Raw genomic sequence first — 13,255 nt, forward strand, 5'->3', positions numbered from 1 at the left:
CCCGACGGTGGTATGGCCGTGGCGTGAAGAGGCAGCCCGAGGGCGACGAGCGAGCGAGCGACGCGGCGGCGGAGGCGGAAGCGAAAGCCGACGTGGAAGCGGAAGCCGACGCGGAAGCGGAAGCAAACGCGGAAGCGGAAGCAAACGCGGAAGCAGACGCGGACGCGGACGATCCGGAATCCGACGACGATCGCGACGATCCCGATCCCGACGCGGCCGATCCCCCCTGGAAACGTCCGCCGGCGGTGACGCTCCGCGACTGGGCTGCGGGGGCGCCCTTGCCGCGGTTCGTGCACCTCGTCGTCGGCCTCGTCCTTCCGGCGATCGTGATGCTCGTGAACGCAGGCCGCGTCCTGTCGTTCACCATCGACGACGCGTACATCTCCTACCGCTACGCGCGGAACCTCGCGCAGGGCCTCGGCCTCGTCTACAACGCGGGCGAGCGCATCGAGGGGTACACGAACTTCCTCTGGACCGTGATCCTCGCCGGCGCGATCAAGATCGGCCTCGATCCCGACGTCACGGCGAAGGTCCTCGGCGCCGCCTCCGCGCTCGGCGCGCTCGTCATGATGTACCGCCTCTCCGATCGGCTCCGGCCGCTCGCGGCGGCGCCCTGCCTCGCGACGTGGCTCGCCGCGACCACCGTCGTCTTCTCGGGGTACGCGGTCTTCGGCCTCGAGACCGCGTTCTTCGTCTTCCTCTTGCTCGCGGGCACGTGGCTCTTCCTCGGCGAGATCGATCCCGACGAGGAAGGTTCGTCCAGGGCGAGCTTCCGTTTCCCTTGGTCGGGCCTCGTCTTTGGCCTCGCCGGGATCACGCGGCCCGAGGCGCCTGCGTTCGTCGGGCTGCTCATGCTCGTGCTGACCTTCGGGCGAGATGCGTTCGGCACGAAAAACGCCGCGGTCCGCGTGTTCACCGCGCCGGGCGGCTTCTTCGGCAAGCAGAACCTCCTGCGCGGCGTGGCGTTCGTCCTGCCTGTCGGGACGCACCTCGCGTTTCGGCGCGCGTACTACGGCTCGTTCGTGCCGAACACGTTCTCGGCGAAGACGGGCAACTGGTCGGCGCAGATCGACGGCGGCGCCGACTACGTCCGGAACTACGTCAACCACGCCGGACCCGTGCTCTACCTCGGGATCTTCGCAGTCGCGATGGGCCTTGTGTGGAAGCGACGGGATCTGCTCGCGGTCTCCGCGATCGCGATCTTCGTGCTGCTCTACGTCGTGCTCGTCGGCGGCGACTGGATGCCGTTCTACCGCTTCATGGCGCCCTTCGAGCCGTTCGCGTTCCTGCTCATCTGCGTCTCGACGCGCGCGATCGTCGATCGAAGGAGTCGCGCCGCGAACCTCGCGCTCGCCGCGTTTCTGACCATCGCTTTCTCCTTGCGGGTCGGGAACATGCAGAGCGCGCAGCGGCAGATCCTCGAGAAGGAGGATCGCTTCTGGAAGATGGCCGCGGGCGGCACGGCGAAGTGGTTCCTCGAGAACGGCAAGCCCGGGGAGATCGCGATCGGCGACATCGGGTACGTCGGCTACGCGACGGACTACCCCATCCTCGATCTGCTCGGCCTCGTCGATCCGGTCATCAGCAAGCTCGAGGGCGGCTACACGCGCAAGCTCGGCCCCGGCTTCCTCGATCGCTTCTTCGACAAGCGCCCGCCCTACTTCCTGCTGATCTCCTCGAACATCGACTGCAAGCACCCCTCCGTCCCGGGATCGCAGGTCATCTACCGCGATCGACGCTTCCTGCCGGCCTACGAGATCGCGGGCAAAGTTCCGCTCGACGCGGGCTTCGCCTGGTGCATCTACCGTCGCAAGGAGACGCCCGACACGCGGACGCCCTGAGGCATTCCGTACGAGCGTCCAGGCCGTACCTGACACGCACCTCGGGGGATCGCGATACCCAAACGAGGGGGATCCTGAATTGATCCCGGCGGGTGGCGTGAGCGAACCTCTTCGCTAGAGTTCCTTCACCGAAAGCGTGGAGGCGCCGCGTAGATCGCGCGGAGAACCTCCGGGGAGGAAAAGCTTGGGAGCGAGCGCTTCAGTGCATGCGAGGGGACCGATGCTCCGCGCGCACCGGGCGGCCGGGCACCATACGGGGCGTGTCTTGCTGGTCGAGGACGAGCCTGATCAAGCTGCGATCCTGGAGGCCGTGCTCCGGCATGAGGGGCTCGACGTCCTCGTCGCTTCGAGCGGCGAGCAGGCCCTCGAGATCCAGCACCGGACGCCCGCCGATGTGCTCGTGACCGATCTGAACCTCCCCGGGATGACCGGCATGGATCTCATGCGTCGCCTCACGCCTCCGACGGAGGATGAGGCCATGAAGACGACCACGCCCGCGCCCGCGGTCGTGGTTGTGACGGGGTCGGGCTCGGTGTCGAGCGCGGTTGACGCGCTCAAGCTCGGCGCGGCCGACTACCTGCAAAAGCCGCTCGATCCGGCGCGGCTCGTCTCGCTCGTGCGCGAGCTGCTGTCGTCGGACAACGTCCGCGAGGCCGAAGGCGAGGACGACGACGCCACGTCGGGGCCGCTCGTGTTCGAGGGCATGGTGGGCGGCTCCCGCGGCATGCGCGAGGTCTTCGCCCGGATCGACCGGGTCGCATCGACGATGGCGCCCGTGCTCATCGTGGGCGAGAGCGGCACGGGCAAGGAGCTCGTGGCGCGCGCGATCCACAACCGCAGCCCACGCAAGAACGGCCCCTTCATCCCCGTGCACACGGGCGCGATCCCGCGCGAGCTCATCGGCAGCGAGCTCTTCGGTCACGAGAAGGGCTCGTTCACCGGCGCCTTCTCCTCGGCCGAAGGCAAGTTCGAGGCGGCGACGGGCGGCACCGTGTTCCTCGACGAGGTCGGCACGATGGACAGCGCCGTGCAGGTGAGCCTGCTGCGCGTGCTCGAGACCTACCGCTTCACGCGCGTCGGCGGCCGCAAGGAGATCGAGGCCGACGTCCGGATCGTGGCTGCGACGAACAAGGACCTGCTCGATCTCGTGGACGAGAACGTCTTCCGCGAGGACCTCTACTATCGCCTCAACGTCTTCACGATCACGCTGCCTCCGCTGCGCGAGCGCGTGGAGGACATCCTGCCGATCGCCGAGCGGTTCCTCGTGAAGTTCGCGAAGCGCTACGGCACGCCCGCGCGTCGCTTCTCCGAGGGCGCGATCCAGAGGCTCTACGGGCACGACTGGCCGGGCAACGTGCGCGAGCTCCGCAACGTCGTCGAGCAGACGGCGCTCTTCGCCGCGGGCGAGATCGTCGCGCCGGAGGAGGTCCAGATCGGCCAGGGCCGCATCGAGCGGCGCACGGGCCGTCGCTCGCACCACGACCTGCAGGTCCACGCGAGCCCTCCGCACCCGGAGCCGGAGCACCAGGTGCCGCCTGCGCCGATCACGACGACGCCGCCGCCGGCGATCGCGGAGCTCGAGGGGCGCGAGCCTCCGCCTTCGCTCACCGAACCGCCGCCGTCGGCGGCCGCGTCGTTTGCCCAGGCGCCGATCCGCGCGACGACGCCGTCGTCCCACGACCTCGAAGCCCGCGAGGGCGGCGAGCGCGGCGAGCACCCGCTCGTGCTGCGTTTGCCCGTGGGCACGCGCCTCGCCGACGCCGAGCGCAAGCTCATCCTGCTGACGCTCGAGGCCGTGCGCGGCAACAAGCAGCGCGCGGCGCGCGTGCTCGGCATCAGCCGGCGCGGGCTCTACTCGAAGCTCCAGGCGTACGGCGAGCACGTTGGCAGCCACGAGGCGCCCGAGGCGCAGGAGGCCGAGAGTCCGCAAGACAGCGCCGAGGAAGCGCCGCCGCCGGCCTCGGAAGAAGCGCCGAGCGTTCCCAGCGCCGCGGGCGACCTCGACGCGGGCCGCTGTCTTTCCTGATCCCTCCCTCGATCCAGCGTGCGCCGATCCGGCGGCGAGGGGCCTCGCCGGTCGGGTTCGTCCGTCGTCTTGCGGTCCTGCTTCCCGAAGCGGGCCGCTTTCGACACGCTTGCAAGCGCTTTTTTGGGTCGGGCTCCAAGAAATTGCACGTGGAGACGAATTTTTGGCAGATTCGAGTCTTCCTCGTGGCTGATACGTCAGGAAAGGTCCGAAACGACAGGGCGCCCTGGTAGAGTCTTCGATCGAAGACCGACCCGAGGTAAACAGTCGACCCTCCGAACCAGACGCGACATGAAGATCACCTGCCAATCTTGCCAGTCGAAGTACACGGTTTCGGACGAGAAGGTCCAAGGCAAGACCGTCAAGATCAAGTGCCGTAAGTGCGGCGCGACGATCCTCGTCAACAGCAGCGGGGCGACCACGACGAACGCTGACGCCGCCTCGGCCGCGGGCGCCGAAGAGGCGGCGGCGGACGGCGGGGCGTACCAGATCAACGTGGCCGAGGGCGATCAGCGAACGATGTCGCTGCAAGAGATCGTCCAGGCCTACAACAGCTCGGTCATCACCGCAGACACGTACGTCTGGGCCGATGGCATGGGCGACTGGCAGCCCCTCGGCCAGGTGCAGGCGATCGTGGACGCGCTCAACGCGGCCGCGCAAGGCGCGAGCGCGCCGCAGCCTGCGCCCGAGCCCGCGCGTGCTGCCGTCAAGAAGGACGGTGCCCGCGGAGGAGCGCGCGATCTCTTCGGCTCCGACGGCGCCTCCGACGTGTCGACGAGCGCCTCGGGCATCGGCGGCTCTTCGCCCCGCGCAGCAGCCGCGCCCGTGCGCATCGGCGCCGGCAAGGAAGAGCAGTCCGCGCTCTTCTCGCTCAGCGCGCTGACGAACCGCGCAGGCCAGTCGTCCTCCTCGGCCGCGAGCAGCCTCGGCAGCCTCGGCGCGCTCGCGTCGACGCCGTCGAAGTCGATGAACTCCGATGACTCCGGCCTCATCGATCTGAAGGCGCTCGCCGCCGGCGCGTCCGCTGCGCCGTCCACGACGTCCGCTGCGGCGAGCTTGCTCGGTGACTCCGGCGGCTTGTTCGAGCTCGCGGCGCCGCCCGTCACGGCACCCGCGGCGGCTCCGATCCCGATTCCCGAGGAGACGAAGCCGCAGAAGAACCGCACGCCGCTCTTCATCGGCGTCGGCGCGCTCGTCGCTGTCGGCGCGATCGTCGGCGCGTTCATGGTGATGAACGGCGGGCCTCCGCCGGAGCAGCCGACGGCGCAGTCGGTCGCGCCTGCGAACACGCCGCCTCCGCTCGAGACCGCGCCGCCCGTGCCGACGCCTTCCGTCGCCGAGACGGAAGCGCCCGCGGCCAGCGCGTCTGCGGTCGCCGCGAACCCGAAGGGCGGCACGTCGAAGGCGGGCGCCACGACGTCGAAGACCGGCGCCACGACGTCGAAGGCCGGTACGGGGACCACGAGCGGCGGCGGCACGGCGCCCGCGTCCACGGCGAAGCCCGCGACGAAGGCGAGCTCCTGCGGCTGCGCGCCCGGCGATCTCATGTGCGCGATGCGCTGCTCCGCCAAGGGCAAGTGACCCTTCCGGGAGGGGGCTCCCGATCCACGGATCCGCAGAGCCCCGCCCGCTTCCGCCTCGTTCGTTTCTCCAAACCCGCGATCGATCCGCGCGCGTTCGTCCTCGCCGCGAGCGCATGCCTCGTCGCGTGCGCCGCGCGTGCGCCCGAGCCTGCGCCCGTCGTGGCGATCGTCGGTGGCGCGCCTGCCGTGGTCATCGTCGGAGATCCCGAACCGAAAGGCGCGGCGTCCTCGCCGTCGCTTCGTCCGTGGGTGTGGGAGACGGACGAACCTCGGGCCCGCGCCCGCGCCGCGCGGGAAGGGGTGCCGCTCGTCGTGCACCTCTCGGCGGCGTGGTCCGCGGCGTCGATTGCCATGGCGCGGGAGGTCTGGTCCGATCCGCGCATCCAGCTCCAGCGCACGCCGCTCGTGGCGCTGCGCATCGATCTCACGGACGAGACGCCGGACGCCGAGCTCTGGGCTGCGCGGTACGGCGTGAGCACCGTGCCGACGACGCTCGTGCTCGATGCCGACGGGCGTGAGGTCGCGCGTCTCTTGGGCGCCTGCACCGTCGAGGAGGTCCTCGCGGCGATCCGGAAAGCCGCCGCCGATCCCTGATAGGAGAGCTTGTCCCTGTTTCGCGGGCCCGGCTATGATGGCGAACCTGCCCGGTAAGATGCACAAGCCCTCATCCATCCTTCTTCTCGCCGCGATTGCGGCGCTCCCGATGGCGATCGCTGGATGCGCCACCGAGGAGATTCCGCCCTACGGCGATCCGGCGAAGGTCGTGGGAGGCGCGGGGGCGACCTCGTCCTCGGGTGGCGGCACGTGCATGAGTGATCCCTCATGCGCCGTGAGCTTCGCGAGCGACGTGCTCCCGATCCTCGAAACGAAGGGCAAGTGCGCGGACGCCCAGTGTCACGGCATGGGCGCGGGCACGCTCACGCTCACCGCGGGTGACGCGAAGAAGCTCCGCGGGGAGCTGCTCGACATCAGCGTGGTCGGCGGTCCGTACATCGCGTGTGAAACACCGGGAGACTCGAAGATGCTCTGCAACCTGCGTGTCGAGATGGGGGTCGTGAAGCCCCCGAACTGCGGCGCGCTCATGCCGCAGGTCGATCCCGACGACACCGTCGACGATGCCCGGATCAATCAGATGGAGTTCACCACCATCGAGGAGTGGATCAAGTGCGGCGCGCCCGACAACTGATCCGCGCGTTCCTGCTGCCGGCGGCCGTCTTCGCGCTCGTCGGGCTCACGGACGCCGGGCCCTCGTACGCGGGGGACAAGGATGCTGATGGGCTCGTCGCGGTCGCCGAGGCGATGAACGAGTTCGTCGAGGGCAAGTACGACAAGGCCCTCTCGCGGCTCGATACCGCGCTCAAGGCGTGCAAGGGCAAGGCCTGCGAGCCGAGCGTGCGCGCCGAGATCCAGATGGCGATCGGCGTCGTGCAGGGTGCGGGCAAAAAGAAGCTCGACGCGGCGAAGAAGGCGTTCGAGTCGGCCCTCAAGGAAGACGCGAACGTCAAGCTCGACAAGCAGTGGGCGACGAAGGAGCTCGAGAAGACCTTCACCGAGGCCCGGCAAGTCCTCGGGCCGGCGCGCCCGCCGCCCACGAAGCAGCAGATGGCGTCGGTCACCGCGGCGCAGGGGGCGCTCGCCCAGAAGGACTGGAGCGGGTGCATGCAGACGCTCATCGCCGAGATGGCGACGTCGAGCGAGTTCGCCGCGGGCAAACTGATGCTCGCGAAGTGCCAGGACGCGGGCGGCCTTTTGCTCGAAGCCGCCGCCGACGCGCAGATCGCGGCGAAGTTCGCCGAGGAAGAGAACAACGCGGCCGTCGGGGAAGAGGCGAAGGCGCTCCTCGAAAAACTCCAGATCGACACGCCCACGATCACGCTGCAGATCCCGAGCTCGTGGAGCGAGGTCGAGATCAAGATCGACGGCGTCGTCGTCCCGGCCGACAAGGTCAAGCAGCCGATCCCGCACAACCCGGGCAAGGCCACGATCGAGGCCAAGGGCAAACGCGGCAAGTTCCCCACGCAGTACAAGTCGACCGAGGCCTTCGATCGCGGCGAGCAGATCACCGTGAACGTCGATCAGGGCAACGCGGGCGGCAACAACAGCGCCGTCTTCCAGTGTATGCAGGCCGCGCGCACGCCGGCCGACATGCAGCGCTGCATCGACACGGGCGGCAAGGGCCGCGGCTTCACGCTGAAGGCCGGCGTCGAGACGATGTTCTACACCGACACGTTGAGCACGACGGTCGTGTCGCCCGCCGCCTACATCTCCGGCGAGAACCCGACCGCGGGCTGGCAGGTCGGCGGCAGCTTCATCGTCGACGTCGTCAGCACGGCGTCGCCCGACATCGTGGCCACGGCGTCGCGGCGGTGGAACGAGCGGCGTTTCGCGGGATCGCTCTCGGGTGACTTCAAGGTTGGCCCCGCGAAGATCGGCTTGAACGGCGCGGTCTCGGTCGAGCCGGACTACCTCGCGCGCAGCGTCGGCGTCGCGGTGAGCACGGACCTCAAGAGCAAGATGGTCACGCCGACGCTCGCGTACAACGTCGGCTTCGACGTGCTCAGCCGCGCGGGCACGCCCTTCGAGGTGTTTCGCGAGGACATCCTGCGGCACACGATCGACGCGGGCGTCTCGCTCGTGATCGATCCGAGCACGATCGTCGTCGTCGGTGGCACGGCCGAGCTCGTCTTTGGCGACACCTCGAAGCCGTACCGCCACATCCCGATGTTCACGCAGGCGACGGCCGATCGCGTCCCGCTCGGCGCGACCCGCCAGGTCGTCAGCCAGAACCGCTTGCCGTTCGCGCCGCTCGAGCAGCTCCCCACGGAGCGCAGCCGCTTCGCGCTCGTCGGGCGCGCGGCCAAGCGCTTCGAGAAGACCACGATCCGCGGCGACGAGCGGGTCTACGTCGATACGTGGGGGCAGATGGCGAGCACCACGGACGCGCGCTTCTTCTTCGACGTCAACGACGACCTGCGCCTCGGCAGCCACCTGCGCTTCAACATCCAGTCGTCGGTCGACTTCTGGAAACGCGCCTACGTCGCCACGCAGAGCGCGACGGGGTGGAACGTCCCCGAGTTCCGCTCGAGTGATCGCGAGCTCGGGGCGCTCATGGGCTTCACGCTCGGCGCGAACGCGCGGTACGCGCTCGCCCGGGTGCTCTCGGCGCAGCTCCAGGTCGAGGGCCTCTACAACCAGTACTTCGACCACATCTACGTCTTCAACCGGTTCGGCTTGTTCACCGCCGTGACCCTGGAGCTGGAGGTCGATTGATGGTCCCCGTGTCGCACGGGCGAAGGTTCGCCGTGCTCTCGTTCGCCGTCGTCCTCGGCGTGGGCGCGTTTGGTTGCAACGGCAACGATCCCATCCCGCAGGAGGTCCTCGACGATTTGCCCGCGGAGCAGGGGTCGCCGAGCGCGCTGCACCGGCCCGGTCAGCCGTGTTTGTCCTGCCACTCCACGTACGGCGCCGCCGCGCCCGCGTTCGCGATCGCCGGCACCGTGTACAAGGAGAACGCGATGGGCGCGCTCGCGGCCGCGCCCAACGTGAAGGTCGAGATCTTCGACTCGGCGGGGCCCTCGCGCTTCGCGTGCACGAACGCGGCCGGCAACTTCTACATCGAGAAGGACAAATGGGCCGACCTCACCTTCCCGCTCAAGGTGAGGGCCGGGCAGCGCAGCATGAACTCGATCATCGGCCGCGAGGGCTCGTGCGCCGCGTGCCACAAGTTGCCCTCGGACGACAGGCCGGGGAACGGCGCCGGGCATGACTCGGCCGGCGTGGTGATCGTCGATGACGGAGACACGGATTCGATTTGTGGTGGAGGTGCGCCGTGAGGCGGAACGTGCGTGAACGGCTCCGGAAGGCGCTCGGCCGGCGCTCCCTCGCGGCGCTCGGCGTCCTCGCGGCGGGGCTCTTCGGCCTCGGCTTCGGGGCTTCGAGCTGCGTGGGCGAGGCGGGGCTCGAAGCGTACGGGTGTCCGAACCCGGCCGTCTTTACGGCGAGCGTGTCGCCGTATCTCGAGCGTCGTTGCGGCACCCTCGACTGCCACGGCCAGGCGACGCGCCCCATGCGGATCTACGGCCAGCTCGGCCTGCGCCACCCGGCGGAGAACAACGTCTCCGGCGGCGTTTCGACGACGCAGCTCGAGCTCGAATCGAACTACGCGGCCGTCTGCAACCTCGATCCCGCGGCGATGCAGCAGGTCGTCGACGATCTCGGCTCCACGGCCGACAAGCTCCTGCTCGTCAACAAGGCGCGGGGGCTCGAGCGGCACAAGGGCGGCAAGATCGTGAACGAGCAGGATCCCGGGGATCTATGCATCCTCGGTTGGCTCGGCTTCAAGGACGCCGCCACCGTGGCGGCCTCTTGCACGGCGGCGATCGAGCCCCTCAAGTAGGGGACCCTGCGAAGCGATCGCGGGAAGTACCCACCGAGACCCGAGACGTGCCAGAATGGCCCCGCGGCTTTCCTCGACGCCGCCACGATCCGAAACATGCGACCTGACGAAATTCGCCCGGGCGGCCTCGTGGCCGGGAAGTACCGCATCCGGACCATTCTCGGCCGGGGGCACGGGGTCCTCGTCGAGGCCTTCAACACCGAGTTCGATCAGCGGGTCGCGATCCGCCTCCTGCTCGCGGGCCAGACCGACGACAAAGAGCTCGAGCGCTTCCGGCGCGAGGCGCGCACGCTCGCCAAGCTCGAGTCCGAGCACGTCGCGCGCATCATCGACGTCGGCACCCAGCAGGACGGCACGTTTTACCTCGTCCGCCAGTTCCTCGAAGGCACCGACCTCGCCACGCACGCCAAGACCCGCGGCCCCTTGCCCTTGCAGGAGGCCTGCTTGCTCGTCTTGCAGGCGGCGGAGGCCGTCGCCGAGACGCACGGGCACGGCATCATCTTCCGCGAGCTCCAGCCGCAGCACCTCTTCGTGACGACGCGTGTCGGCGGCGCGCCCTTCCTCAAGGTCATCGACTTCGGCACCGCGAAGCTCATGCGCGACGTCGCCGCGCCGATGGCGGGCGAGATGACGGCCACCACGATGCTCGGCCTCTCGCCTTACTCCTCGCCCGAGATCGTGCGCAAGGCGAAGAGCATCGACGTGCGGGCCGACGTGTGGTCGCTCGGCGCGATCCTCTACTACCTGCTCACGGCGCGCCCGCCCTTCGAGGGCGAGATGGCGATGTTGATGCTGCAGATCACGAAGGAGGAGCCGCGCCCCGTGACGCAGGTCCGCCGCGATTTGCCGCCCGAGATCGACCAGATCCTCGGCTGGGCCATGGCCAAGGACGTCGATGGCCGCTTCGCCAACGTGCACGGCTTCGCGCATGCGCTCCGGCCGTACGTGACGGCCGAGGGGCAGGTGATCATCGATCGCATCGGCGCGATCACGCACGCGGCCAAGCAACGCAAGAAGACCGGCTCCGTGCCGCCGCCGCCCTTGCCCACGCCCATGCCGCCCCCGCGCGGCTCTGCGGGCGGCCAGGCGGCGGACATCGAGGACGAGGAGTCCGTCACGCGGATCCAGAGCTCCGCGGCCGCGCTCGGCGAGATGGAACGGACGATGTTCCTCGCCGGCGATTTCGTCCCGCAGCCGCCCGGACCGCCCAAGGACGCGAAAGCGGGGACGGTTCCGTTCCCGGGGGGCGGCGGGGGTCCCGTGTTCGGGGGCGCGGCGAGCGGGATGGGGGCTCCCGAGGGGGGGCCGCTTCAGGCGCAAAGCGCGTGGGCCCCGGGGCGTCCGGATCCGACGACGCCCTCGGGGGCCGTGATCTCGCCGCCGGGAACGGGCCCGGGCGGCGGGGTCGTCGAGCCAAACCCATTCGCGCCGAAGAGGGATCGGCGAATCCTCTTCGGAGGGCTCGCGGCGGCGGCCGTGCTTGTGCCCGTGATCCTCGTGCTCCTGCTCGTCGGCGGCGACAAGAAGGGCGGCGAGGGCACGACGGCGGACAGCGCGGGGCCTGTGGCCGTCGCGGCGCCGCCGTCGACGACGGCCGAGCCGGCGGCCACGGCGCCGCCTCCGGCCACGACCGAGACCACGCCTCCAACGGCGGAAGATCCGGTCGCGGTGAACACGCCTCCGGCCGGTGATCCGAACGTCGGCAAACCTGCGGCCGGCGGCAATACGGGGGGCGGCAGCGCGCCCGCGGGCACGGCGCCGAGCGGCGGCGCGACCCCGAAAGCCACGGCGACGGCGACGGCCACGAGCACGGCGAAGCCGCCTGCGACGGCGACGCCGACGGCTGCGCCTGCGGCGGGCGGCGGCAACGGCACGCTCGTCGCGGTCGCGGTCGGCGGGACGTGTGCGTTTTCGGTGAACGGCGCCTCCAAGGGCACCACGTCGACGCTCAAGCTCTCGCTCTCGCCGGGCACCTATTCGGTGAGCTGCAAGCCTGCGAGCGGCGCTACGAAATCGCGGAGCGTGGCCATCAAGGGCGGCGAGACCGCGATGGCGATGTTCAAGCTCCAGTAAAGGCGGGAAGGGCCGGCGCGATTCACGCGCTTGCCCGCCCATTGCACCAAACGCGCGAACACGAGCCCCGGCGCGTCGGCTGCCTCACGACGCATTGCGGTACATCCATACTCGTGCCACGCACCGCGTGTCGCGTGTTCACGCATCTGTTTGACTGCGAATGAATTTACGCGATCCCCCTCGGCGAGGCCTATGGGACGGGCTTTTCGCGACATTTATGTGTTGACCCACCGACGCGCCCTTGTTTAAATAACAAACTGGTCCATCGCGTACGGCGTCGTGGGGAAAGCATCGGGAGTGGAGCATGCGTAATAGCTTTATCAAATCGATTCTCGTTCCGTTGACTGCGCTCGGCTTGGCGGCGTTTTTCGCGCAGGCATGCAGCGGAGGAGACAACACGAACTCGGGCTCGGGCGGCCCCACCGGCTGTATTCCCGGATCGACCGCCGCGTGCATCTGCGGCGGCGGGCTCGAGGGCGTGCAGGTCTGCAACGCGGCCGGCAATGGGTACGAGGCCTGCGATTGCGGCAGCGGCAGCGGCGGCAGCGGTGGCAGCGGCGGCGGCGGCCCCGTCACGTGCGTGGAAGGTGGCTCCACGGCGGTCGTCTGCGGCAATGGCACGCTCGATCCGGGCGAGGAGTGCGACGACGGCAACTGCGTCCCCGACGACGAGTGCTCGGACAAGTGCAAGAAGCCGTACTGCGGCGACAAGATCGTCCAGGCGGGCGAGGACTGCGACGACGGCCAGAACGAGGTCGGCGACATGTGCCCCGACGACTGCCAGATCCCGGACGACGGCGGCCCCGACGCCCCCGTCGATCCCTGCGCTGGCAAGCTCATCTTCAGCGGCTTCACGGCGGCGCCGCAGGCCTCGCAGTGGAGCTACATGGGCAGCCTCGGCTACGAGGCCGGCACGAAGATGTGCCAGGCGATCGGCGCGGCGGGCGTGTGCGACTACGAGCAGCTCGCCGAGATTTTCAACAACCAGGCCGCGCACCCGGTCGACGTCGCGAAGATCACCACGGGCGTCCCGGCCGGTGGCATGATCACGGCGTGGGTCAATCGCACCACGATGGCGACCATCGGCGGCACGAGTTATGCGGTGGGCGCGGGCGGCCGCTGCAACAACTGGACGTACATGACGAACCACATCGACGACGGCGAGTTCGTGACCATCACGAACTCGGCCGGCGCGATCGCGGGCGCGTTCACGCTCGACTCGAACGCGTGCTTCACCGGCAATCCGGCCGATGGCTGCGCGGGCCCGGGCCTCGAGTGCGGCAGCGTGCAGCGCTACATCCCGTGCTGCTTCCCCGTCTGCCAGAGCCCCTGACGC

Annotated in this window: 10 protein-coding genes; all 10 read left to right on the forward strand. The window is 69.5% G+C overall.

Annotated elements, in window-relative coordinates:
- The first annotated feature begins 23 nt into the window (after nt 1–23).
- The 10 genes from E8A74_RS13330 (at nt 24) to E8A74_RS13375 (ending at nt 13,252) form a co-directional block, all read left to right on the forward strand.
- Entirely contained in the window at nt 24–1,841 is a 1,818-nt protein-coding gene (locus tag E8A74_RS13330) for a hypothetical protein (RefSeq protein WP_136929355.1), read from the forward strand.
- Between the two features lie 220 nt (nt 1,842–2,061).
- Nucleotides 2,062–3,867 (forward strand): sigma-54-dependent transcriptional regulator, encoded by a 1,806-nt coding sequence (locus E8A74_RS13335; protein WP_136929356.1) that lies wholly within the window; start codon nt 2,062–2,064, stop codon nt 3,865–3,867.
- A gap of 291 nt (nt 3,868–4,158) precedes the next feature.
- A complete protein-coding gene (locus E8A74_RS13340; protein ID WP_136929401.1) occupies nt 4,159–5,448 on the forward strand; it encodes a zinc-ribbon domain-containing protein in 1,290 nt (429 codons plus the stop codon).
- Complete coding sequence (locus E8A74_RS13345) at nt 5,445–6,044, forward strand: thioredoxin family protein (protein ID WP_170229103.1); 600 nt, start codon at nt 5,445–5,447, stop codon at nt 6,042–6,044. Before E8A74_RS13340 ends, E8A74_RS13345 begins: the two co-directional genes overlap by 4 nt.
- Nucleotides 6,045–6,102: 58 nt before the next feature.
- Entirely contained in the window at nt 6,103–6,636 is a 534-nt protein-coding gene (locus E8A74_RS13350; RefSeq protein ID WP_136929358.1) for a hypothetical protein, read from the forward strand.
- Nucleotides 6,615–8,720, forward strand: a complete 2,106-nt coding sequence (locus tag E8A74_RS13355; protein ID WP_136929359.1) for a DUF3570 domain-containing protein — start codon at nt 6,615–6,617, stop codon at nt 8,718–8,720. Before E8A74_RS13350 ends, E8A74_RS13355 begins: the two co-directional genes overlap by 22 nt.
- Nucleotides 8,720–9,283: a hypothetical protein gene (locus E8A74_RS13360; RefSeq protein ID WP_136929360.1), complete on the forward strand. Its 564-nt coding sequence runs from the start codon at nt 8,720–8,722 to the stop codon at nt 9,281–9,283. Before E8A74_RS13355 ends, E8A74_RS13360 begins: the two co-directional genes overlap by 1 nt.
- Entirely contained in the window at nt 9,280–9,846 is a 567-nt protein-coding gene (locus tag E8A74_RS13365) for a hypothetical protein (protein ID WP_136929361.1), read from the forward strand. Before E8A74_RS13360 ends, E8A74_RS13365 begins: the two co-directional genes overlap by 4 nt.
- A gap of 96 nt (nt 9,847–9,942) precedes the next feature.
- On the forward strand, nt 9,943–11,919 hold the full coding sequence (locus tag E8A74_RS13370) for a serine/threonine protein kinase (RefSeq protein WP_136929362.1): 1,977 nt from the start codon (nt 9,943–9,945) through the stop codon (nt 11,917–11,919).
- A gap of 304 nt (nt 11,920–12,223) precedes the next feature.
- The gene (locus E8A74_RS13375) at nt 12,224–13,252 is read left to right on the forward strand and encodes a hypothetical protein (RefSeq protein ID WP_136929363.1); all 1,029 of its coding nucleotides are present in this window, start codon (nt 12,224–12,226) and stop codon (nt 13,250–13,252) included.
- The last annotated feature ends 3 nt before the right edge of the window (nt 13,253–13,255 follow it).

The organism is Polyangium fumosum (assembly GCF_005144585.1).
Classification (GTDB): Bacteria; Myxococcota_A; Polyangia; order Polyangiales; family Polyangiaceae; genus Polyangium; species Polyangium fumosum.

Bases quoted from the DNA above. Each gene is read 5' to 3' on its own strand.
- E8A74_RS13370 (WP_136929362.1), top strand. From the start codon at position 9,943: ATGCGACCTGACGAAATTCGCCCGGGCGGCCTCGTGGCCGGGAAGTAC.
- E8A74_RS13375 (WP_136929363.1), top strand. From the start codon at position 12,224: ATGCGTAATAGCTTTATCAAATCGATTCTCGTTCCGTTGACTGCGCTC.
- E8A74_RS13360 (WP_136929360.1), top strand. From the start codon at position 8,720: ATGGTCCCCGTGTCGCACGGGCGAAGGTTCGCCGTGCTCTCGTTCGCC.
- E8A74_RS13340 (WP_136929401.1), top strand. From the start codon at position 4,159: ATGAAGATCACCTGCCAATCTTGCCAGTCGAAGTACACGGTTTCGGAC.
- E8A74_RS13350 (WP_136929358.1), top strand. From the start codon at position 6,103: ATGCACAAGCCCTCATCCATCCTTCTTCTCGCCGCGATTGCGGCGCTC.
- E8A74_RS13335 (WP_136929356.1), top strand. From the start codon at position 2,062: ATGCTCCGCGCGCACCGGGCGGCCGGGCACCATACGGGGCGTGTCTTG.